At 63.1% G+C, this 22300-nt stretch carries 23 protein-coding genes; 13 read left to right on the forward strand and 10 right to left on the reverse strand.

Going from position 1 to position 22300, the window contains the following annotated elements; translation table 11 throughout:
- The first annotated feature begins 8 nt into the window (after window positions 1–8).
- Window positions 9–443: a hypothetical protein gene (locus AC1DMA_RS01315; RefSeq protein ID WP_478123286.1), complete on the forward strand. Its 435-nt coding sequence runs from the start codon at window positions 9–11 to the stop codon at window positions 441–443.
- Between the two features lie 73 nt (window positions 444–516).
- Here AC1DMA_RS01315 and AC1DMA_RS01320 read toward each other — a convergent pair whose 3' ends face one another.
- The 5 genes from AC1DMA_RS01320 to smpB form a co-directional block, all read right to left on the reverse strand.
- Entirely contained in the window at window positions 517–897 is a 381-nt protein-coding gene (locus AC1DMA_RS01320; protein ID WP_478123285.1) for a COG4315 family predicted lipoprotein, read from the reverse strand.
- 45 nt (window positions 898–942) lie between these two features.
- On the reverse strand, window positions 943–1674 hold the full coding sequence (locus AC1DMA_RS01325) for an anti-sigma factor family protein (protein ID WP_478123284.1): 732 nt from the start codon (window positions 1672–1674) through the stop codon (window positions 943–945).
- 12 nt (window positions 1675–1686) lie between these two features.
- Window positions 1687–2193 (reverse strand): sigma-70 family RNA polymerase sigma factor, encoded by a 507-nt coding sequence (locus tag AC1DMA_RS01330; protein WP_478123283.1) that lies wholly within the window; start codon window positions 2191–2193, stop codon window positions 1687–1689.
- Between the two features lie 233 nt (window positions 2194–2426).
- Window positions 2427–3026: an LbetaH domain-containing protein gene (locus tag AC1DMA_RS01335; protein WP_478123282.1), complete on the reverse strand. Its 600-nt coding sequence runs from the start codon at window positions 3024–3026 to the stop codon at window positions 2427–2429.
- Between the two features lie 10 nt (window positions 3027–3036).
- A complete protein-coding gene (smpB, locus tag AC1DMA_RS01340) occupies window positions 3037–3516 on the reverse strand; it encodes an SsrA-binding protein SmpB (protein ID WP_478102927.1) in 480 nt (159 codons plus the stop codon).
- Between the two features lie 62 nt (window positions 3517–3578).
- Here smpB and AC1DMA_RS01345 point away from each other — a divergent pair, with 62 nt between their 5' ends.
- Both AC1DMA_RS01345 and AC1DMA_RS01350 read left to right on the forward strand, forming a co-directional pair.
- A complete protein-coding gene (locus tag AC1DMA_RS01345; protein ID WP_478123281.1) occupies window positions 3579–4025 on the forward strand; it encodes a type II toxin-antitoxin system RatA family toxin in 447 nt (148 codons plus the stop codon).
- Window positions 4025–4360: an RnfH family protein gene (locus tag AC1DMA_RS01350; protein WP_478123280.1), complete on the forward strand. Its 336-nt coding sequence runs from the start codon at window positions 4025–4027 to the stop codon at window positions 4358–4360. Before AC1DMA_RS01345 ends, AC1DMA_RS01350 begins: the two co-directional genes overlap by 1 nt.
- A 35-nt stretch (window positions 4361–4395) precedes the next feature.
- Here the strand turns inward: AC1DMA_RS01350 and AC1DMA_RS01355 are convergent, their stop codons facing one another.
- A complete protein-coding gene (locus AC1DMA_RS01355; protein WP_478142996.1) occupies window positions 4396–4908 on the reverse strand; it encodes a DUF4124 domain-containing protein in 513 nt (170 codons plus the stop codon).
- Window positions 4909–5080: 172 nt separating this feature from the next.
- On the opposite strand from AC1DMA_RS01355, the gene guaB reads away from it, so the two are divergent.
- Both guaB and guaA read left to right on the forward strand, forming a co-directional pair.
- Window positions 5081–6550, forward strand: a complete 1470-nt coding sequence (gene guaB / locus AC1DMA_RS01360; protein WP_478142997.1) for an IMP dehydrogenase — start codon at window positions 5081–5083, stop codon at window positions 6548–6550.
- Window positions 6551–6560: 10 nt separating this feature from the next.
- Window positions 6561–8174 (forward strand): glutamine-hydrolyzing GMP synthase, encoded by a 1614-nt coding sequence (gene guaA / locus AC1DMA_RS01365; RefSeq protein WP_478142998.1) that lies wholly within the window; start codon window positions 6561–6563, stop codon window positions 8172–8174.
- Between the two features lie 114 nt (window positions 8175–8288).
- On the opposite strand, the gene AC1DMA_RS01370 is transcribed toward guaA, so the two are convergent.
- Window positions 8289–10109 carry an acyclic terpene utilization AtuA family protein gene (locus AC1DMA_RS01370; RefSeq protein WP_478142999.1) on the reverse strand — a complete coding sequence of 607 codons (1821 nt, stop codon included), beginning with the start codon at window positions 10107–10109 and terminating at the stop codon, window positions 8289–8291.
- Window positions 10110–10277: 168 nt separating this feature from the next.
- On the opposite strand from AC1DMA_RS01370, the gene AC1DMA_RS01375 reads away from it, so the two are divergent.
- The 3 genes from AC1DMA_RS01375 (at window position 10278) to AC1DMA_RS01385 (ending at window position 14618) form a co-directional block, all read left to right on the forward strand.
- Entirely contained in the window at window positions 10278–10820 is a 543-nt protein-coding gene (locus AC1DMA_RS01375; protein WP_478123275.1) for a DUF2889 domain-containing protein, read from the forward strand.
- A 111-nt stretch (window positions 10821–10931) separates the two neighbouring features.
- The gene (locus AC1DMA_RS01380; RefSeq protein ID WP_478143000.1) at window positions 10932–12551 is read left to right on the forward strand and encodes an acyl-CoA carboxylase subunit beta; all 1620 of its coding nucleotides are present in this window, start codon (window positions 10932–10934) and stop codon (window positions 12549–12551) included.
- Between the two features lie 24 nt (window positions 12552–12575).
- Window positions 12576–14618, forward strand: a complete 2043-nt coding sequence (locus AC1DMA_RS01385) for an acetyl/propionyl/methylcrotonyl-CoA carboxylase subunit alpha (protein WP_478143001.1) — start codon at window positions 12576–12578, stop codon at window positions 14616–14618.
- On the opposite strand, the gene AC1DMA_RS01390 is transcribed toward AC1DMA_RS01385, so the two are convergent.
- Window positions 14545–16848 carry a glycoside hydrolase family 3 N-terminal domain-containing protein gene (locus AC1DMA_RS01390; protein ID WP_478143002.1) on the reverse strand — a complete coding sequence of 768 codons (2304 nt, stop codon included), beginning with the start codon at window positions 16846–16848 and terminating at the stop codon, window positions 14545–14547. The genes AC1DMA_RS01385 and AC1DMA_RS01390 overlap by 74 nt on opposite strands.
- A gap of 87 nt (window positions 16849–16935) precedes the next feature.
- On the opposite strand from AC1DMA_RS01390, the gene AC1DMA_RS01395 reads away from it, so the two are divergent.
- Genes AC1DMA_RS01395 through AC1DMA_RS01410 form a run of 4 tightly spaced genes read left to right on the forward strand, consistent with a single transcriptional unit; the run spans window position 16936 to window position 19807 of the window.
- Complete coding sequence (locus AC1DMA_RS01395; protein WP_478143003.1) at window positions 16936–17583, forward strand: FMN-binding negative transcriptional regulator; 648 nt, start codon at window positions 16936–16938, stop codon at window positions 17581–17583.
- A 31-nt stretch (window positions 17584–17614) separates the two neighbouring features.
- On the forward strand, window positions 17615–17815 hold the full coding sequence (locus AC1DMA_RS01400; RefSeq protein WP_478123270.1) for a hypothetical protein: 201 nt from the start codon (window positions 17615–17617) through the stop codon (window positions 17813–17815).
- A gap of 10 nt (window positions 17816–17825) precedes the next feature.
- Complete coding sequence (gene tadA, locus AC1DMA_RS01405; protein ID WP_478143004.1) at window positions 17826–18881, forward strand: tRNA adenosine(34) deaminase TadA; 1056 nt, start codon at window positions 17826–17828, stop codon at window positions 18879–18881.
- Entirely contained in the window at window positions 18878–19807 is a 930-nt protein-coding gene (locus AC1DMA_RS01410; protein WP_478143005.1) for an LD-carboxypeptidase, read from the forward strand. The genes tadA and AC1DMA_RS01410 overlap by 4 nt, the downstream gene beginning before the upstream one ends.
- A 39-nt stretch (window positions 19808–19846) precedes the next feature.
- Here AC1DMA_RS01410 and AC1DMA_RS01415 read toward each other — a convergent pair whose 3' ends face one another.
- Complete coding sequence (locus tag AC1DMA_RS01415) at window positions 19847–20104, reverse strand: hypothetical protein (RefSeq protein WP_478123267.1); 258 nt, start codon at window positions 20102–20104, stop codon at window positions 19847–19849.
- A gap of 376 nt (window positions 20105–20480) precedes the next feature.
- Between AC1DMA_RS01415 and AC1DMA_RS01420 the strand changes: the two genes are divergently transcribed.
- Window positions 20481–21428, forward strand: a complete 948-nt coding sequence (locus AC1DMA_RS01420; RefSeq protein ID WP_478123266.1) for an adenylate/guanylate cyclase domain-containing protein — start codon at window positions 20481–20483, stop codon at window positions 21426–21428.
- Window positions 21429–21443: 15 nt separating this feature from the next.
- Here the strand turns inward: AC1DMA_RS01420 and AC1DMA_RS01425 are convergent, their stop codons facing one another.
- Window positions 21444–22169 (reverse strand): YceH family protein, encoded by a 726-nt coding sequence (locus tag AC1DMA_RS01425; RefSeq protein ID WP_478143006.1) that lies wholly within the window; start codon window positions 22167–22169, stop codon window positions 21444–21446.
- Window positions 22170–22300 lie beyond the last annotated feature (131 nt).

Consider the following 22300-nt stretch of genomic DNA (forward strand, 5'->3'; position numbering starts at 1 on the left):
CACTACAGATGCGCTTTTCAGCAACTCTTCTTTCTTGCGCCCTCGTCGCCGTGCCGTTCTGCGCGTCGGCGCAGGTTTCCATCAACATCAACATTCCGGGACTCGTGGCAGTCGCGCCGCCGCCGCCCCGCATGGAGCCCCTGCCGCCGCCACGTGCGGGGTATATCTGGGTGCCTGGCAATTGGCAGTATCGCGAGAATGCCTACGCGTGGCACCAGGGGTATTGGCAACCGGCACGCGCCGACTACGACTATGCGCCGGGCCGCTGGGTGCGTGCGGATGGTGGATGGCGCTGGGTCGAGCCGAACTGGAAACCCGTCAAGTACAAGAAGGACCGTGACCACGGGCACCATGATCACGAACACGATCGTGGTCATGATCACGACCGCTACGATGACGCGTATCACTGCCCACCGGGTCAAGCAAAGAAGGGCCGCTGCTGATCGCGCTGCGGCCTGAATCGAAAAGCAAAAAAGCCGGCGCTTCAGGCCGGCTTTTTCTATTGGGTCGCTCGGATTACGGGCGAGCCACTTTCCAGACTTTGTTGAAACCGTCGCCCGTCTTGTCTCCAGCCTTCGTGTCCTTGGACCAGTAGTACAGCGGCGCGCCCTTGTAGGCCCACTGCTTCTTGCCGTCATCGCGCACGATGATCGTGTAGGGGCCGATCGGCTTGGCATTTTCTGCGACGGGGAGCGGCGGCCAGGCTGTGGCGCATGGGCCGTTGCAGGCGGATTTGCCGCTCCCGACGGCATCTCGGTCGAAGGTGTACAGCGTCATGCCGGTCGGGCCGATCAGCACTCCGTCGGCAGTGCGTGTCGGCGTGTCCGGTGCCGGCGACATGCTCCCGCATCCGGCGAGCAGGGCAACGGCGAGGATCGAGGCGCTGAGCAGTTTCATAGAGTTTTCTCCTTCGGTTAAAAAAAACGAGTTCGAGTGGACAGTCTATCCGCCGGCCTTTTCCAATTGCTGGTAGACCACCGTGGCGATACCGAGCAATGCATCGTGGGACAGCGGTCCGGTCAGCGCGTAGCCAAACCCATGGTCGATCCAGTAGAAGCTGGGCACCGGACCATCCGCCGAATATCGGAATGCAGTCTCGTCCGAGCGCGCGGCCTTGGATGAGGTGGCGAGACTGCCGATGTAGAGCGTGATTCGCTCCCCCGTGGCTCGTTCGAACATGAACTGCGCTCGCGCGCCTTCGTTGCCCGGCAACAGGCGTCCACCCACGAGCGTATAGCCCTCTGCCGACAGATCCGGTACCTTGATGGGCCGATCCAGGCGCTTCGAAAGCCATTGCGCGAGGTGCTGCTGGTCCGCAGCGGCCACTTCGACTGGGTGACGTTTTTCGGGCGTGTAGACAGCATGAGCCACAGCGGCCGCGTGGACGAATTCCCGCGTCGCCGGCCCCCGAGCCAACGGCGCGCCGGTCGGCGATGTCCATTGATTGTTGGCCAGCCAACCCGCGGCAAAGGCGAGGGCGATCCCGGCGGCCATCCCGCCCCATTGCATCCAGCGGTTCTGACGGGCGTGATGCCGGGCAGCAAGGCCGGCCGCTGCCAGCAAGGCCGGCGGCACCGGTTCGTCGAGAACCTCGCGATGCAACTGGCGCAACGCTTCGCGCTGAGCTTCCCAGGCGTGCAGATCATCGTCGACGGGCGGAGTAGGCGTTTTCATGGCAATGGCCGGTTACTTGAGGCGGCGCAGGCCCGGGCGATTGGCTGGTGTCGACGTCCCATCCATCAGATCCTGCAGGCGACTGCGTGCGCGTGAAAGGCGCGACATGACGGTGCCGACCGGAACGCCAAGCACTTTGGCCACCTGCGCATAGGAAAGATCTTCGAGCGCCACGAGCAGAAGCACAGCGCGCTGGTCCTCCGGAAGCAACAGCAGACAACGCTGGAGATCGAGGGCCTGGTCGCGGTGCGACTCAGCGCCGCGCAATTCGTGAACAAGCTCGTCGACATCGACCGAAGCGCGAGGCGGTGCGCGTCGGATCTGGCTCGCGAATACGTTATGCATGATCGTGAAGAGCCAGGCGCGCAAGTCGGTTCCGACGATCCACAAGCGCCACTTGCTGCAAGCGCGCTCGAGCGTGTCCTGCACCAGGTCGTCGGCCGCCCAGCCGTCGCCGGTTAGCGCACGCGCATATCGACGCAGGCTCGGGATCTGTTCGACGATGGCGCTGGAATCCATGACGACAGGCGTTCAGTGCTGAATCGCGCGGCAGATCGGAGCCACACGGTCCGGACTCTGGACAGCCAGGTAGCCGCTCATCAGCGTGACGTAGGCAACCAGCACAGCAAGCGGCAAATTGATTGGCGGCATGGAATGTTTCCTGGAGGCGACTCAACCGATCGTGGTCGATTGCCTCATGAACGCCGCCGCGGTCGTGTTTATTCCAACCGCCTCAAAATAAATGAACGAGATCAGGGGGTGCCGCCAGGATCGCCGCCAGTGCCGTCGCGCATGACGCGCCGTTTGATCGCCTTGGCCGGATTTCCGCCATAGACGGTCCATGGATCCAACGACCGGAATGCAACGCTGCGAGCCCCCAGGACCGCGCCTTCACCCACCTCCACACCGGGTCCGACGAAGGCTTCGGCTGCAATCCAAGCCCGCGCGCCGATGGTGATCGGCTGGGCCGTCAGCTGAAAATTTTCCGAAGTGATGTCATGGCTGCCGGCGCAAAGATGTGCGCCTTGCGAGACCAGCGCTCCAACGCCGAGCGAAATGGGAGCCATGTTGTAGCAAGTCACCCGTTCAGCCAGGAGCGCGCGGTCCGCAAGATGCAGGTGAGGGGGGTACCAGACCCGCGCGCTGCCCCGCACGTCGGAGAGTTCGCCCAACCGGGCGCCAAAGAGCTTCAGCAAAAAGCGCCGCCAGAAGCGCATCTGCGGCGGCGTCCACGATGCAAGCACTGCCCAAGTCAGATTCCAGATGGCGCGCGATATCCGGTTGCCCAGTGAAAAGCTCGGGCCGCCTTCAAGCGGATTGACACGCGAAGCATCGAGGGGTTGGATCGCCATGCGGGTTCCTTCAGCGGCTTCGGCTCTTCATGGCGCGTTCGACCTCGCGTTTGCCTTCGCGGTCCTTGATGGTGTCGCGCTTGTCATGTTCGGCCTTGCCTTTGGCCAGTGCGATTTCACATTTCACCTTGCCGGCTTTCCAGTGGAGGTTGAGCGGCACAAGCGTATAGCCCTTTTGCTCGACTTTGCCAATCAGGCGGCGGATCTGTTCCTTGTGCAACAGGAGCTTCTTGGTACGGACCGAGTCGGGCGTGACGTGCGTCGAAGCCGAGCGCAGGGGATTGATCTGGCAGCCGATCACGAAGAGTTCGCCATCGCGAATCACGACATAGCCGTCGGTCAATTGCACCTTGCCTTCGCGCAGCGACTTGACTTCCCATCCTTCGAGCACCATTCCTGCTTCGAAGCGCTCCTCGAAGAAGTAGTTGTAGGCAGCTTTCTTGTTGTCCGCGATGCGGGAAGATGTGTCTTGCTTTTTCTTGGTGGCCATGGTGAATCAAGTGAGGTCTGCATGGCTTCAATACAATCCGTCGCGCACGCTGTGCCGATTCTATGAAAACAGTCCACAAGTCCGTTCTGATCTGGTACAGCGCCGACGAGATGTACGCCCTGGTCACCGACGTCGCGAAGTATCCGGAGTTTCTACCGTGGTGCGATCGCTCGAAAGTCATGGAGCAGGACGAGTTCGGCATGACTGCCCAGGTTGGCCTCGCGTTCAGTGGATTTCACCAAAACTTCACGACCCGCAACACTCACGTGCCGGGCCGGGAAGTGCATCTGAAACTCGTGGACGGGCCATTCTCCAATCTCGACGGCGTCTGGAAATTCACACCTGTCGGCGAAGAGGGCGAGCGCGCATGCCGCGTCGAACTCAACCTCAGCTATGGCTTCAACAACTTTGCGCTGCAGGCTTTGGTGGGACCCGTGTTCGACAAGATTGCCTCCAACCTCGTGGAAGCCTTTGTGAAGCGCGCCGAACACATCTACGGCACCGCCTGATGCCGCTGCAAGTCACGGTAGTTTGTTCGCCCGCTCCGCGCGAGGTGTTCGAAGAGGTTGTGAGCGTTCCTGAAGGGTCCTCGATCGAAGATGCGGTGCTTGCAACCGGCCTTTCCGCCGCGTTTCCGCAATTCGACTGGAAGGCGGCCACTCCGGGGATCTGGGGCCGGCAAGCGGAATGGACCCAAGTCCTGGCAAACCTCGATCGCGTCGAGCTGTGCCGTCCGCTGACCGTCGATCCCAAGATCGCGCGGCGCGAGCGCTTCAAGCAGCAGGGCGCACGCGGAACAGGCCTCTTTGCTCGCCGTCGCAAGGGTGGCAAAGCGGGCTACTAGAAACGTAGAAGCGTAGAAACGAGAAACAGAAACCGCTACTTGCAGTCCGATTCAATGACGGATTGCAGGCGCTGTTGTTCGGCCGCGCGCGCTCTGTCGTCCATGATTTCGCGCTCGCCCTGAGCATTGACCCGCGCCACGCGGATACCGCTGTCCATCGTTGCCTTGCCCTGCCGCGCCCGATTGCAGTTTTCAGCCTTGGCCTGCGCAATCCTCTGCATCTCCGCCGCTTGCTTGGCCTTTTCGGCCTCTTCGGCCTTGCGCGTTTTTTCTTCAAGATCCTTGTCGATGCCCGATGGCTTCGCGCTGGCGGCCGGCACGGATGCGCTTGCAGCGGGGGCTTCGACTGGCGTTGCCGGCGCAGCCGCATTTGCGCGCTTCGACGGCACGTTCGGCTTGTGAAGGATGTTCTTTTCGGGGATGTCGATCGGGGGCGGCTGGTCGCTGAAGACCTTCTTGTTGTCCTTGTCGATCCATTGCCATTGGGCCTGGGCACCCACTGGCAGAAGGAAGATCGAGCCTAGGACGACGAGGTGCGCGAATTTCATGGCGGGCAGTTTAGCGCTGCCTTACGTTTTGCAACCTTGAAGCTGGCGTTTTAGCAACATAGATGGCGCTTGCGACTTCTTTTCTGCCCTCAATGCGTGCGGGAAAGCGCATTTCCCCACGTCATCGGGGTCGCCGAGCCATCGTTACAATCCGTCTTTTGGAGCTTCACCCATGCGCCTTCTCGGCAAAGCGCTCACCTTCGACGACGTGTTGCTGGTGCCAGCGTTCTCCCAGGTCCTGCCCAAGGACACTTCCCTCGCCACCCGGCTCTCCCGAAACATCACCCTCAATCTCCCCCTGGTTTCCGCTGCAATGGACACCGTGACGGAGGCTCGCCTCGCGATCGCCATGGCGCAAGAAGGGGGCATCGGCATCGTCCACAAGAACTTCACCGCTGCGGAACAGGCCGCGCAGGTCGCGAAGGTGAAGCGCTATGAATCGGGCGTGCTGCGCGACCCGGTGGTGATCACGCCGAGCCACACCGTGCGCCAGGTTATGGCGCTGTCGGAACAACTCGGAATTTCCGGATTCCCGGTGTGCGATGCAGGCAAGGTGGTCGGCATCGTGACCGGACGCGATCTGCGCTTCGAGAACCGGTACGACGCTCCCGTCAGCGAAATCATGACGCGGCGCGACAAGCTCATCACGGTGCCCGACGGCACCACGCTTGCCGACGCCAAGGCGCTGCTCAACAAGTACAAGCTTGAACGCCTGCTCGTGATCAATGACTCCTGGGAGCTTAAGGGCCTGATCACCGTCAAGGACATCACCAAGCAAACCAGCTTCCCGAACGCGGCGCGCGACGCCAGCGGCCGCTTGCGGGTTGGCGCGGCCGTCGGCGTGGGGGCAGGGACCGAGGAGCGTGTCGAAGCGCTCGTCAAGGCCGGTGTCGATGCGATCGTCGTCGACACGGCCCACGGCCACAGCGCGGGGGTGATCGAGCGCGTGCGCTGGGTCAAGAAGAACTATCCGCAGGTCGACGTGATCGGCGGCAATATCGCGACGGGCGACGCAGCTCGCGCGCTGGCTGACGCCGGCGCCGATGCGGTCAAGGTCGGGATCGGCCCAGGGTCCATCTGCACCACGCGGATCGTGGCCGGGGTGGGCGTGCCGCAGATCATGGCCGTGGACAGCGTCGCGACGGCACTGCAAGGAACCGGCATTCCGCTGATCGCCGATGGCGGCATCCGCTATTCGGGCGACATCGCAAAGGCCATCGCTGCCGGCGCGAGCACGGTCATGATGGGCGGCGTGTTCGCCGGCACCGAGGAAGCTCCTGGCGAGATCGTGTTGTTCCAGGGCCGCAGCTACAAGAGCTACCGGGGAATGGGCTCGATCGGCGCAATGCAGCAGGGCAGCGCCGACCGGTACTTCCAGGAGTCGAGCACCGGCAACCCCAACGCGGACAAGCTCGTGCCCGAAGGCATCGAGGGACGCGTTCCTTACAAGGGCTCGATGGTCTCCATCGTTTATCAGATGTCCGGCGGATTGCGCGCGAGCATGGGCTATTGCGGCTGCGCCACCATCGAGGAAATGAAGAGCAAGGCCGAGTTCGTCGAAATCACCACCGCAGGCATTCGCGAGAGCCACGTACACGACGTGCAGATCACGAAGGAAGCGCCCAACTACCGCGCCGAGTGATCGGTCAGCCATGCAACACCAGAAGATCCTGATCCTCGATTTCGGCTCGCAAGTCACTCAGCTGATTGCCCGTCGCGTGCGCGAGGCCCACGTGCTGAGCGAAGTTCATCCATGCGACGTCTCCGACGAATGGATTCGCGACTACGCCAAGGACGGCAGCCTGAAGGGCATCATTCTTTCGGGCAGCCACGCCAGCGTCTACGAAGAGACGACGGACAAGGCCCCGCAGGCAGTGTTTGAACTCGGCGTGCCGGTGCTGGGCATCTGCTACGGCATGCAAACCATGGCGCATCAGTTGGGTGGCAAGGTCGAGGGCGGCCACAAACGCGAATTCGGCTTTGCGGCCGTTCGTGCGCGCGGCCATACCGAGCTGCTCGAGAACATCGCCGACTTCACGACCGACGAAGGGCACGGCATGCTCAACGTCTGGATGAGCCACGGCGACAAGGTCACCGAGCTGCCGCCCGGCTTCAAGCTGATGGCGTCGACCGAAAGCTGCCCGATCGCCGGCATGGCTGACGAAGACCGGCATTTCTACGCCTTGCAGTTCCATCCCGAAGTCACGCACACCCAACAGGGAAAGGCGATCCTCGATCGCTTCGTGCTCGGCATCTGCGGCGCCAAACCTGACTGGGTCATGCGCGATCACATCGCCGAAGCTGTCGAAGCCATTCGCAAGCAGGTGGGCGACGAGGAGGTCATCCTCGGGCTTTCAGGCGGCGTCGATTCGTCAGTGGCGGCTGCGCTGATTCACCGCGCGATCGGCGACCAGCTCACCTGCGTCTTCGTCGACCATGGCCTCTTGCGGCTGAACGAAGGCGACATGGTGATGGACATGTTCGTCGGCAAACTGCACGCCAAGGTGCTTCGCGTGGACGCGAGTGAGCTCTTCCTGGGCAAGCTGAAGGGCGTCAGCGATCCCGAAGCCAAGCGCAAGATCATCGGCGGCGAGTTCGTCACCGTCTTCAAGCAGGAAGCCGCCAAGCTCACAAGCGCCGGCGCGAAAGGCGCCAAGTGGCTGGCACAAGGCACCATCTATCCGGATGTGATCGAGTCCGGCGGCGCCAAGAGCAAGAAGGCCGTGACGATCAAGAGCCACCACAACGTAGGGGGCCTGCCGGAGCAATTGGGGCTGAAGCTGCTGGAACCTTTGCGCGATCTGTTCAAGGACGAAGTGCGCGAGCTTGGAGTGGCGCTCGGCCTGCCGCCTGAAATGGTCTATCGCCACCCCTTCCCGGGGCCTGGCTTGGGCGTGCGTATTCTGGGCGAGGTGAAGAAGGAATACGCGGACCTGCTCCGCCGTGCCGACGCGATCTTCATCGAAGAACTGCGCAATTTCACGGACCCGAGCAGCGGCAAGAGCTGGTATGACCTCACGAGCCAGGCTTTCACTGTCTTCCTGCCGGTGAAGAGTGTGGGTGTGATGGGCGACGGCCGCACCTACGACTACGTCGTGGCGCTGCGCGCTGTGCAGACCAGCGACTTCATGACGGCGGACTGGGCGGAGCTGCCCTATGCGCTGCTGAAGAAGGTGTCGGGGCGGATCATCAACGAGGTGCGCGGGATTAATCGCGTGACCTATGACGTGAGCAGCAAGCCGCCGGCGACGATTGAGTGGGAGTGAGCCGAAGCCGAGACACAGTTGATACCCAGCTTGACCACGGTCGCAGCTACGACCTGGCACCTTGCACTGAGCAAGCGGCGACAGACTGGGTCTACTAGGCTGATGTCACCGTGCTCAGACCAGCTTGCCAGCCTCACTGATCGGTATGGGCACAGTCATGTCCAACAACATCTGCGCCATACCCTTCCCCAGCGGGTCCATCCGCATCGATGAAGGGCCGCCGCCGTCGAGCGCATCGTGGAGCAGCAAGTTCATCCCGGCGATGCCCGGCAGATAGAAACGCTCGATTTTTCCATGCACCAGATGCGCAAAATACGCGCTCACCGCCTCAGGCGTGATGCGGCACCAGATGAGGGGCAACCATTCGGGCCGGCGCGCCACGAGCCCGATGTTCGACAGGTTGCCCTTGTCGCCGCTGCGCGCCCAGGCGAGCTCAATCAATCGCACTTCGACTTGCTGGCCACCGTCGCCCTCGAAGGGCGGAGGCTCGCAAGTGGCAGTCGCGCCCACATCGTCCGTATTCATCGGTACCGTTACCGAGTACGACTGACCGTCCAGCACGAAAGATACCGGCACTGCCTTCTTGGCGAGCAAGAAAGCAAAGGGCTTGATCAACGGCGACACCGCCGGTCGGCCGCCTCCGGGGCCTGTGGTGCCGGGTGACCACGATGTGCCCGATGGCGCAATTTCGCGCGCGAACATGGCCAGCGCCGCCTTCTGGGGATGGTTCGCGACCACCCGCATCATGACTTCGCGCACGTGGCGAGTGCGTGCGTGCGGCCCGTAGAGCGACTCGGCACCGATCACTTCGATATACGTCGACGTGAACGGCGGCAGGCCCATGTCGACGAGGATTTCGCTGGTTCGTTCGATGAAGGATTCAGCGGTGCGCACCGCCTTCTTCTCGGCGTCGATACCGATGATCACCATGCTTGCGGCGCAGCGGAAGCCATCGAGTTGTGTGGCCGACACTTTGTAGTGGGGAGATGGTGCACGGCCGCGTGCCGGGCTCACGTACACGCGGTCGGCGCCTTGCTGCTCGATAGTCACTTCGCGGAAGTCGCAAGTCACGTCAGGCAGCATGTATTCGCCCGGGTCACCAATCTCGTACAGCAACTGCTCAGCCACACAAGCACGGATCACCTTGCCGCCGGTGCCTTCCGGCTTCGTCACGACAAAGCTTCCGTCGGCATGGCATTCGGCGATGGGATAGCCGATGTGGGCCCAATCCGGAATGTCTTTCCAATCGGTGTGAAGTCCGCCGGTTGCCTGGCAGCCGCATTCGATGATGTGGCCCGCGAGGCTTCCCGAAGCGAGCAGGTTGTAGTCGTCCGCGCGCCAGCCGAACTCGTGCATGAGCGGGCCCAACGTGACGGCACTGTCGACGCAGCGCCCGGTGATGACCACGTCGGCACCGGCTGCCAGCGCGGCGGCGATCGGAAGTGCGCCCAAATAGGCATTGGCGCTCAATGCTTTCTCGGGCAGCGATTCATCAGTGAACATGTCTTTGGTGCCGGCGTCGCGCACCTCCGGCATCCGTGCGCTCACGTCGTCGCCCTCGATCACCGCGATGCGCAGCGTCACGCCTTCGGCTTCCGCCAGCGCCTGGAGTGCAGTCGCGCAGCCGTGCGGATTGATGCCGCCGGCGTTGCTCACGACCTTGATACCTTGGCGCTTGACGTCCTTCAGCACCGACTTCATCGCGATGTCGAGGAAATCCGTCGCATAGCCCAATTCTGGCTTGTTGGCGCGCGCCGCGGCGAGGATCGCCATCGTGGTCTCGGCGAGATAGTCGAAGACCAGATAGTCGAGCCGGCCGAGTTTCACCAGTTGGGGCGCAGCCACCATGCTGTCCCCCCAGAAGCCGGAGGCGCCTCCGATGCGAACAGTCTTCTGCACAGGAGGTGACGTGGGCATGGGCGTGGACGCGGTCATGGGTGGCGAGCGACTCTGTGGCTGCGAAAGGAACAAGCTTAGGCGAGGAGCGCGGCAGACGCTTGCGCCAAGTCGCTGCGTGGGGGCAAGCACCCGGCGCGAAAACACCCAGCGAGGCACTGCGGCATGATGACCCGGCCTTGGTTCGCCGCTATTCTTGTTTTTGCCATGTCATTGCCTCCACCTACCGCCGAGCGCCTTCCCGCCCACGGCCGCACTATCACCATCCGTGGGTATCGCCGCAACGACGGCCTATGGGACATCGAAGGCCATCTTCGCGACGTTCGCGATCAGAGTTTCAAGTTTCCGGGCGGCGAACGACCCGGCGGCGAGGCGATCCACTCGATGTGGCTGCGGCTGACGGTCGACGATTCGGCGCTCATTGTCGACGCCGTGGCGGCAACCGAAGATTCGCCGTTTCCCGACGCCTGCGGCGACATCGCGCCCCACTATGCAGATCTGATCGGCGTGCGCGTCGGCGCTGGATTCAACCGTCACATCTCCAAGCTCTTCGGGGGCATTCGCGGCTGCACGCACATGTCGGAATTGCTTCGGACCATGGCGACCGGGGTGGTGCAGACCCTCGCGGGAAACACCCTCGCCGTTTCGGACACGGAGAAGCCATTTCAGCTCGACGGCTGCCACGCATTGGCGACCGACGGGCCGCGCGTGGCGCAGTTCTATCCGCGCTGGTATCGACCGGCACGATGAAGGCGCTGGCCGGGTGGCATTGATCTCCAAGCTCCGGTCCGTTTGCGCGCTTGAAGCTGATGCAGCCAATTCGCACAAGACTGGGCAGGTGCCGTTGCCTAAGCTTGGCGAATGGCCACCATTGAATCCACCATTGCGTGCGGCAGCGGGTCCTTCAAGGCGAATGCCGAGGGCATGAAGGCGCTGATCGAGCGCGTGCGTGCCTGCGAGCAGCGCACCATCGCCGCATCGGCGAAGTCCCGCGAGCGCTTCGAAAAGCGCGGTCAGTTGCTGCCACGCGAACGGCTCTCCCTTCTGCTCGATCCGGGCACGCCGTTTCTCGAGATTTCATCGCTCGCGGGCCTGGGGCTGGACAACGCCGATCTGGAGAAAAGTGTCGCGGGCGGCGGCGTGATCGCGGGCATCGGCTGGGTGTCGGGCGTGCGTGTCATGGTCAATGCGTCGGATTCGGGCATCGACGCCGGTGCGCTGCAGCCGATGGGCATACCGAAGCAGTTGCGCGTGCAGGAACTCGCACTCGAAAACAAGCTTCCATACGTTCAACTCGTGGAAAGCGCGGGCGCCAATCTGATGACCTACAAGGTCGAGGAATTCATCACCGGCGGAAGCCTGTTTCGCAATCTCGCGCGCATGTCTGCAGCAGGCTTGCCCGTGATCACCGTGACGCACGGATCTTCGACGGCGGGAGGCGCCTACCAAACAGGCTTGTCCGACTACATCGTGATGGTGCGCGACCGTTCGCGGGCTTTTCTGGCCGGGCCGCCGTTGCTCAAAGCCGCCACGGGCGAAATCGCGACCGAGGAAGAACTCGGCGGCGCGGTGATGCACACCTCGATTTCCGGCCTTGGCGACTACCTTGCGGAGGACGACCGCGACGCCATCCGCATTGCACGCGAAATCCTCGCCAACATCGACTGGAACCGCGATTTGCCGCAGGAGCCGCCGCGACGCTTCAAGCCGCCACGCCATGACCCCGAAGAACTGCTCGGCATCATGCCGATGGACCCGAAGCGGCCCGTCGACATGAAGCAGGTGATTTCGCGCATCGCGGACGATTCGGACTTTCTCGAATTCGGCGAGAACTATGGCAGCGCTACGGTCGTCGGGCACATCAAGATCGAGGGCGTTCCATTGGGTGTCGTGACCAACAACGGCCCGATCGATCTGGCCGGCGCGACGAAGGCAACCCACTTCATTCAGGCTTGCTGCCAGTCCAAGACGCCGATCCTCTATCTCAACAACACGACCGGCTTCATGGTGGGCAAGGACTATGAAGAGGGCGGCATGATCAAGCACGGCTCGAAGATGATCCAGGCCGTGACCAACGCGACGGTGCCGCAGATCACCATCTATTGCGGCGCTTCCTTTGGCGCCGGCAACTACGGCATGTGCGGGCGCGGCTTTCATCCGCGGTTCTGCTTTTCGTGGCCGAATGCCAAGACTGCAGTGATGGGCGGCGAGCAGGCAGCGCGGACGATGGTCATCGTCACCGAGGCGGCGATGAAGCGCAAGGGCGAAGTCGACCAGGCAAAGCTGGATGATCTAGAGCGCCGCATCATCGAGCGCTTCGACAGCCAGATGAGCGTCTTCACGACCAGCGCGCGTGTGCTCGACGATGGCGTGATCGACCCCCGCGATACGCGGGCCGTGCTGTCGACGGTGCTTTCAATCTGCCGTGAAGCCGAATTGCGCCAGCCGCAACAGATGCAGTTTTCCGTGGCCCGTCCTTGAGCAGGCTGAGTCCTGAAACCATTCATGACAGCACCCGCATCCATTTCGCACGCCACGCCTTTCCACAAGGTGCTCATCGCCAATCGAGGCGAAATTGCATTGCGCGTGATTCGAAGCGCTCGCGCTCTCGGCTATCGCACGGTGGCGGTCTATTCGACCGCAGACAGGCTCGCTCGCCACGTGCGAGAGGCTGACCAGGCCGTCTGCATTGGCGAGCCGCTTCCGGCGCAGTCCTACCTGAACATTCCTTCCATCATCGAAGCCGCGAAACGCACGGGTGCCGATGCGGTGCATCCGGGCTACGGATTTCTTGCGGAGAACGAAGACTTTGCGCAAGCTTGCAAGGATGCAGGGCTGGTGTTCATCGGCCCATCGGCCGAGGTGATCGCCTCGATGGGCAACAAGGCCGCCGCCAAGGCGTTGATGCAGGCAGCCGGCGTGCCGTGCATCACGGGCTACCAGGGCGATGATCAGGGCGAAGATTGCCTCGGACGGGAAGCGGCACGCATCGGCTTTCCCGTCATGATCAAGGCAGTGGCGGGCGGGGGAGGTCGGGGCATGAGGCTCGTCCCGTCCGCGGACGAGTTTTCAGGCCTGCTGCGCAGCGCGCGGTCGGAAGCGCAGAGCGCCTTCGGTAATGCGGATGTGCTCCTTGAGCGCGCCATTGTCGAGCCGCGCCACATCGAAATCCAGGTTCTTGCGGATCGCCACGGCAATGCGATTCATCTTGGCGAACGCGATTGTTCCGTGCAGCGCCGTCATCAGAAATTGATCGAAGAAGCGCCGTCACCCGCGGTGGACGCCGAGCTTCGCGAACGCATGGGTGCGGCTGCACTGGCAGCGGTAAAGGCGATCGGCTACGAAGGCGCAGGCACGCTTGAATTCCTGCTTGACCGCGAAAGCAATTTCTACTTCATGGAGATGAACACGCGGCTACAGGTCGAGCACCGCGTGACCGAGGCCGTGACCGGACTCGATCTGGTGGAATTGCAGCTGCGCATCGCTGCGGGCGAGGCACTGCCGATTTCGCAAGAGCAAGTCCGATTCGACGGCCATGCCATCGAAGTGCGGCTGTGCGCGGAAGACGCCGACAAAGGCTTCATGCCGCAAAGCGGGACGGTCGCTCTCTGGAGAACGCCGAAGCGGTTGCGTGTCGAAGACGCATTGCATGACGGCGTCGAGATACCGCCGTTCTACGACTCCATGATCGCGAAGATCATCAGCCACGGCCGCACGCGCGATGAGGCGCGACGCAAGCTTGCGTCGGGTCTGGAAGACATGGTGGCGCTCGGTGTGACGACCAACCAGGCCTTTTTGCGGCGTTGCATTTCCCATCCGGCATTCGCGAGCGGCCAAGCCACGACGGCGTTCATCGGCCAGCACATTGAAGAATTGCTTGCCATCGACGCTGTCGCGCGCGAGCGCGCCCCTGCGCTTGCTGCCGTGCTGCTTTGTGAGACAAGCGTGGAGCATCGTCCCCCGTCGAATGAACGTCGCATGTGGCACAGCCTGCCAAATTCTTTGCGCTTCGAGATCGACGGAAAACCTTGCAATGCGAGCTTGGTCGGCTCTCAACAGCGCTTCGAAGTCACCTTCAACGAAAAAAGCTACGAGGTCGAACTCATGTCTCTCAGCGATGAGGCCGTGCGCTTCATCTGCGATGGCGTGGTCGAAGGTGTTGCTTACCATCGAGGCGGACCGGCGCTCCTGATCGGCTATCGCGGTCTGTCGTTCCGTATCGAAGACAAGACGCGCGCCGCCTCGGTCCGGCAGGGCGACGCCGGCGGAGACGGCAAGCTGCGGGCATCGATGAATGGTCGCGTGGTGGCGATATCGGCCGAGGCGGGGCAGCAGGTCAAGGCCGGCCAGGCGATCGTGACGCTGGAGGCGATGAAGATGGAGCACGTCCATATCGCTCCGGCGAGCGGGAGACTTGCGGCCCTGCACGTGGCGATCGGTGATCAGGTGGCAGCCAACCGCGTGCTCGCCGAGATCAATCTGATTCCACTTGGGACTGCCATTGCGATTGAGATTCCGGGTCCGGAGCCAGCGCGAAGCTGCTCTTGAGGCCCTGGGTGGCCGAGGGGCCCACCCACAAGTCGAATGAACCGGACTCGACGGTCGGCTTCAGGTCCTGACCGATGAACATCAAGTCGGCGCGAGACAAAGTGAAATCCACATCGACCGTTTGACCGGGCTTGATCCGCACCTTGCGAAAACCCTTGAGTTCGCGCACAGGTCGCGTCACGCTCGCGGCCCGGGCGCCAATGTAGAGCTGCACGACTTCGTCCGCGTCGCGTGCGCCGGTGTTCGTCACGCGCGCGCGCAGATCGAGCTTGCCATTCCAATTCATGCGCCCTGATTTGAGTTCGAGCGAGTCATAGCGCACTCGCGCATAGCCCAGCCCATAGCCAAAGGGGTAGAGCGCGTCGTTGGTGGCGTCCAGGTAGCGAGCCTTGTACATCTGCGCTGGCGCGTTGGCGAGCTGCGGCCGGCCAGTGCGCTTGTGGCTGTAGTAGTAGGGCACCTGGCCCGGTGTCTGCGGAAAGCTCACGGGCAGGCGGCCGGACGGATTTGCATCGCCGAAGAGCACGTCAGCGATGGCGGGTCCGGTCTGGGAGCCCAGGAACCAGGTGACGACGATCGCATTGGCGCCCCGCACAGCGCCTTCGAGTGCGAGTGCCCGGCCATTGCGCAGGAGGATCACCACGGGCTTGCCTGTCGCAGCCACGGCATCCGCGAGATCCTGCTGGGCCTTGGGGATTTCGATGTCCGACCGTGACCGCGATTCGCCGGACATTTGTTCGTTTTCACCAATCGACAGCACGACGACATCCGCATCCTTGGCGGCTGCCACTGCCGCGGCAATGCCGCCTTCGAGGGGCGCGTCCACGTCCGAACCTCGCACCACCGTCAGCGAATCGGGCGAAGACAGGCGGCTGCGCAGTGCATCTTCAATGCCGACCGGCGGCGCCTGATCCGGAAAAATGCGCCATGGGCCGAACAGGTCCGACGTGCCGGCGAAGGGCCCGATCAAGGCGATCTTCTTGCCGGATTTGGGCAGCGGCAGCAGATCGCCCTCGTTCTTGAGCATCACGATGGAGCGGGTCGCCGCTTCGCGCGCCAACGCCTGATGTGCAGCCATGTCGAAGCGGGGGCCTGTCGGTTTGTCGTCCAGGCCACGGAAGGGCTGGTCGAACAATCCGAGCTTCGTCTTGACGCGCAGCACACGGCGGACTGCTTCGTCCAGCCGCGACTTCGGCACCTCGCCCGCCGCCACGAGCGCCGGGAGGTACTTCATGTACAAGCCGCTCTGCATGCTGACGTCGGTGCCGGCGAGGAATGCGCGCCGCGCCGCTTCCCGCCCATCCGCGGCAAAGCCATGCGCGATGAGCTCTTCGTCGGCCGTGTAGTCCGACACGACGAAGCCCTGAAAACGCCATTCGTCGCGCAGCACGCCCGTCAGCAAGGATGGATTGGCGTTCGACGGAATGCCGCCGATCTCGTTGAAGGCGCTCATGATCGACAGCGCGCCGGCGTCGATGGCCGCCCGAAAAGGCGGCAGATAGACCTCGCGCAATGTTCGGTCCGACAGGTCGACGGTGTTGTAGTCCAGTCCACCCTCGGCGGCGCCGTAGCCGGCGAAATGCTTGGGCGTGGCGAGCATCGAGTCCGCGCGCGACAGATCGGCACCCTGAAAGCCATGCACCCGCGATGCCGCGAACTGGCGGCCGAGGTAAACGTCTTCGCCAGCGCCTTCGACGCCGCGGCCCCAGCGCGCGTCGCGCGCGATGTCGACCATCGGTGCAAAAGTCCATCGGAAGCCATCGGCACTGGCTTCTTGCGCCGAAGCCCGCGCCGTGCGCTCTGCCAGCGCCGGCTCCCAGCTCGCCGATTCGGCCAGCGGGACCGGAAACACGGTGCGAAAGCCATGGATGATGTCCGCGCCGAAGATCAGCGGAATGCCCAGGCGCGATTCATTGACGGCAGCTTGCTGCGCTTGCCGTTTGCCTTCAAGGCCTTCGTCGTTGAAGAGGCCCGTCACGCGGCCGGCGCGGATGTCGGCCAGTTGCTGGTCGACGCTTTGTTTTGCGGCTTGCGGGTTGGCCACGATGTCCACGCCGGCGGGCGCGTAGAGGCTGAGCTGGCCGACTTTTTCTTCGACGGTCATGCGGGCGATCAGCGATTCGATGCGCGCTTCGCCAAGCGATTGATGGACCGTGGTGGAACAGCCTGTGATGCCAGCCGCGAAAAAGAGGAGGAGGGCGGCCGCTGCCGGAAATCTGCAAACACTCATGGCGACCATTTTCGCGGATGGTGCGCGCAACGAGGCTGCTCGGGGACAATCGGGCGTTCCTTTCTCCGCTTCCGCAGGGTCCGAACCATGTACATGCCTCCGCAGTTCAATGCCACCGATCGCGCAATCGCCTTGGAGTTGATGCGCGCGCACGCCTTTGCCAGCCTGATTTCGACCGACGACGAAGGATTGCCCTTTGTCAGCCATCTGCCGCTGGTGGCGGACGAAAGACCCTCCGGCGAACTGGTGCTGCTGGGGCATTGCGCCAAGCCCAACCCGCACTGGCGCTACCTGCATGAAAGGCCCAGGGCCGTGGTGACTTTCCTCGGCCCGCACGCCTACATGTCGCCTTCTGTGTATCCCGACCTTGCGCGAGTTCCGACCTGGAACTACCTGGCCGTGCACTGCACGGTCGAGGCAAGCCTGATCGAGTTACCTGCCGAAAAGGATGCGCTCCTCAAGCGCCTGATCGGCCAGCACGAGCCGGCGTATGCGCAGCAGTGGCGCGACCTGGGCGAGGAGTTCCAGAACAAGATGCTCAACGGCATCGTGGGGTTCGAACTGCGCGTGACTGCGCTCCAGTGCAAGCTCAAGCTCAATCAGCATCGCAAGGAGTCGCATCCGGCCATGCACGCGCAATACAGCGTGGGCTCGTCCGACGAAAGGGCGCTCGCCGGATGGATGAAGCGTCTCGGCATGGCCGTGGCCGACGGAATGAAGGCGGAGGAGATCTGAGATGCGCGCCCTTGGACTCATCGGACTTCTGATGGCGCTGCTCATTGCCGGGGTGCTCGTGAAAAAGCAGTTGAACGTGGTCGCCGCTCCCGTTTTGCCGGCCGGCGCCGCCGCGGCGACTGGGGCCGCGCCGACCGGCGACGTTCGTGCCCAGAGCCAGCAGATTCAGCAGCAGATCAAGCAATCCATCGAAGCGGCGCAGCAGCCGCGTTCCATGCCGGATGACAACTGACGCGCATTGGATGGAATCGGCGCTCGCGGAGGCGAGGCAGGCCGCGGACGCCGGCGAAGTACCGGTCGGCGCGGTGGTGATCAAGGACGGCGTGCTCATCGCCAGCGGACGCAACGCCCCCGTCGCGCTGCACGACCCCAGCGCGCACGCTGAAATCAATGCGCTGCGCGCGGCAGGGGAGGCGCTCGGAAACTATCGCCTCGATGGCTGCGAGCTCTTCGTGACGCTCGAGCCCTGCGCGATGTGCGCCGGCGCCATGTTGCATGCGAGGCTGAAGCGTGTCGTGTTCGGCGCGAGCGATCCGAAGACCGGCGCGGCGGGCTCGGTGCTTGATCTGTTCGCGCAATCGCAACTGAATCACCACACTGCCGTCAAAGGCGGGGTGATGGCGGCGCAATGCCAGGAGCTTCTGCAAGGGTTTTTTCGCGGTCGCCGCGGCGCGCTGCGCGAAGCAGCCGAACCGTTGCGCGACGACGCCTTGCGCACGCCAGCCGAACGTTTCAGCGCGCTGGCTGACTACCCCTTCGAATCGCACTACGTGTGCGACCTCCCGAGCCTGCAGGGATGGAGGATGCACTACCTCGACGAAGGCCCCACCGAGGGACCATTCGCGCTCCTGTGCCTGCACGGGCCGGGTGAATGGAGCTACTTCTTTCGGCACCTTGCCAGTCTCGGTCAGCTTCGCGTCCTGGCGCCGGATCTCATCGGCTTCGGCAAGAGCGACAAGCCCAAGCGCGAGGCGATCCATCGGCTGGAGTGGCACCGCGATGTGCTGCTCGAATGGATCGACCAACTCGACGCCAGACCGCTCGTGCTGGTGCATAGCGCGGGCGCGTCCGGGCTGGCCTCGCTTCTCGTCGATGCGGCTCCCGGGCGTTTTGCCAAGGTGCTTTGCGCGCCCGACGAAGGCGCCCAGGCCGCCGATGCATGGCGAGCACCGTTCGCTGACCGCGGCTATGAGGCCGGCCTCCGAGCGCTGGGGGCCGTTCAAAGACGTGTCTCGGGCCCTTCGGCAGCGCAGGCGGCACAAATCGCCAAGGATGCGATGGGATACTTCGCCCCGTGAAAAAACACATCTATATCTATTCGCCGTCCAGTGTGGTGCGCGACAAGGCCGCTTTCAAGCGGGGCGTCAAGCGCCTCCAGGCATTGGGCCACGAGGTCGAGATCGACGAAGCCGCGCTTGCCACCCATCAGCGCTTTGCCGGCGACGATACCGTTCGGCTGGCCTCCATCTCGCGTGCTGCGGCCAGCGGCGCCGACGTGGCGCTCATCTCACGTGGCGGGTATGGGCTGACACGCATCCTCGACGCGATTCCGTACAAGGCCGTTGCCAGGGCCATTCACCGAGGCACCGAGTTCGTCGGACTCAGCGATTTCACTGCCTTCCAGAGCGCGCTGCTGGCGAAGACCGGCAGCGTGACCTGGGCCGGCCCGGCAATCGGCGAAGATTTCGGCGCGGAAGCAGGCGCGGACGACATCATGGAAGCCTGCTTCGACGATCTGCTGTGCGGCCAGGGCGAAGGCACCGGCTGGCGGATGCCGGCGCGCGACGCGGCCGACGTGGGCTCGTTTCGCGGCATTCACGGCGCGGTGCTGTGGGGAGGCAATCTCTGCGTGCTGACCAGCCTGCTCGGAACGCCATATTTCCCGACGATCGACAAGGGCGTGCTGTTCCTGGAAGACGTCAACGAGCATCCTTATCGCATCGAACGCATGCTCGATCAGTTGCGCCACGCCGGCGTTCTCGCGCGCCAGAAAGCGGTGATCCTTGGACAGTTCACGGGCGTCCGAAAGGTGCCGCACGATCGCGGCTTCGGCATGCAGACCGTGACGGCGAGATTGCGGGAGTTGATCAAGGCGCCGGTGTTGACCGGGCTACCTTTTGGTCACGTGCCGACCAAGGTTCTGCTGCCGGTCGGCGCAGAGGTGGAAATTGCCGCCGACGGGCGCGATGTCTTCATGGTCTGGGGACATCGCCACGCTCATTGAGCGTTGACGTTGAACCTCGAGCGCTGGGCGTCGCTCGGCTCAGGTGGTGATGCGCTGGTGGGTCCTCGGACCCATCGTGTGCGGGAGGCCGCCCTTGAACAGGCGATTGATCTGGCGCATCTGGCGTCGCGCTGCGACTTCACCGTCGACCGCGCTCAGCGCCGTCAGCACATCCTGGCGCAGATACCAAAGCGCCTCGAGGTCGCCCGCGAAGCGCACGCGCTGTGCAACACGTTGCACCGAGTGCCCCCCGTGAACCTGCAGGAGCGACAGCATGGCGGTGCGAATCCGACCCATCTGACGGTCCGCGGAACGACGCGAGCCGAAACCTGGGAGAGACAGAATGCGGAAGAACCTGCTGAGGGAGACCATTGCGTAAAGGCGGGTGCCGAGAGCCTTGATGAGTGAGTACGTTACGGCGGCCCCCTTTCACGCACAAGAGGCGAAACGACATTTCGCGTTTAAAAACAACATACTTCACGATTCACTTCAAGCTTTGGTCCAATAAGAGTACGGAAGTGTTACTTGTCTAAATGCAACAGTTGCAACCAGGGCCCGCCAAAATGAAAAAGCAACAGGTTCAAGCTGAAGTCGCGCGATTTGGCTCCGGAAGGCCGTCTTTTTTTGCTCCTTTGCCATAATCCGGAAGCGAGAGCTACCAAAAACTGCACACATGGGCGCCGAATCCACTGTCGTATTTGCTGACTTGACGGGGAGTACCCGGGTCTTCGAGGCCATGGGAAACGCGCGCGCGACCGAGACGGTGACTCGGCTGACCCAATGGATTGGCGGTGTGTGTGAATCCCACAGTGGCCGGGTCGTGAAGACGCTCGGCGACGGCGTGCTGGCCGTGTTCGGAAACGGGATCACGGCCACCCGTGCCGCGCTTGAAATGCAGCGCAATCATCAGAAGCGGCTGCAAACCTGGCCTGCGCCTCTGCGCATGGAGCTTCAGATCGGCGTCGCGAGCGGGGAAATCGTGCAGGTCGATGGCGATTGCTATGGCGACGCCGTCAACCTGGCATCGCGCCTGAGCGATCTCGCAGGCCCCGGCCAGATCTGGGCGACCGAATCCGTCATCGATCAATTCCATGGCGGCGAAGTCCGTCATCGCAGCCTCGGCCCCATCAACATTCGCGGCAAGAACGAGATGCCGATCGTTCACAGGATCGACTGGCAGGACGAGGTCTCCGAGTTCCTGACGATGCCGGCTTCGCTGGTTCAGTCGGCGCGAGCCGCCGATTCATCCTTCGGGCAGATCGAGCTGGCTTGGCTCGACGTGCGCTCGATGTTTCGGGCCGAAGAGTTGCCCATTCACCTGGGCCGGGTCGACGAGGCGCAATTCGTGGTCAACGATCCCCGCGTTTCACGCCTGCATGCACGCATCGAATCGCGCAATGGCAGCTGCGTGCTCGTGGATGTCAGCACGTACGGCACCTGGGTGCGCTTTCATGGCACGGCTGGCGCCAGCGGCGAGATCGCACTGCGGCGCGACGAATGCGTGTTGCATGGCAGCGGCGAAATAGGCCTGGGGGCGCCGCTGAGTGACTTCAGCGCGCCGACCATCTCGTTCAACACCACGGGCGGAAACGTACTGCTGGCGCGACGCGACGTACGTTGAAGCTGCCGTGGTGCCTCAAGAGGCATCAGGTGTATGGGGCGTATCGGGCATATGGGGCATATGGGGCATATCGGGCATTTCCGACATGCCCAATTCCGAACATATCCGCGTCACCACGGTTTTCATTTTCGAGAGCTCGGTCTCCAGCCGCGCGACATGGGCCTTGAGCGCGGCGACTTCGCTCAACGAGATCTCGTCGGCGCCCGTGGAAGCTGCTGGCGAGGCCAAGACATCCGCAGGCTCGCCGCCGAGGAGATGGGTCCAGCGGCTTTCGCGCGAGCCGGGCAGGCGCGGCAATTTCACGACAAGACTGCCAGCAGGCCGCTCGGCCATTTCATCCAGGAAGCCTTCAACGGACGAGATGTCGGCAAAGTTGTGCATGCGGTCTGAGGCGATGCGAAGCTCTCCCGCGGTCTGCGGTCCGCGCAGCATCAGCACGGCCAGCAGGATGATCGATTGCGATGGAATCCTCAACACGCCATCGATGTTGTGCGCGTAGCGAAACACGCGGCCGCCGCTGGTTTCCTGCACGAGGCTAAGGCCCTTCAGGCTTTCGATCGCACTCTGGGCGTCCGAATCCGTGATCTCGAGGATTGGGTTGCGACTGGTCTTCTGGTTGCAGCCCGCGACCAGCGCGTTGAGGGTGAGCGGATAGCTGTCGGGCACCGTCCGCTGCTTTTCAGCGAGCACGCCAAGCACACGGGTTTCAAGAAGCGAAAGAACGGGAAGAGGGCTGGACATGGCAGGAAATCGGGGTTGGTTTTTTGCGCGATTTGCGCGATCTGGTGCACGGATGTAGCTTAGCGATCAAACTGACGACGCCTTGCCAATCTCCTGTTGTCCCGCTGCTCATTCAGGAGGCAATGCGGTGG

It is taken from the genome of Variovorax sp. 05N34 (assembly GCF_056397405.1).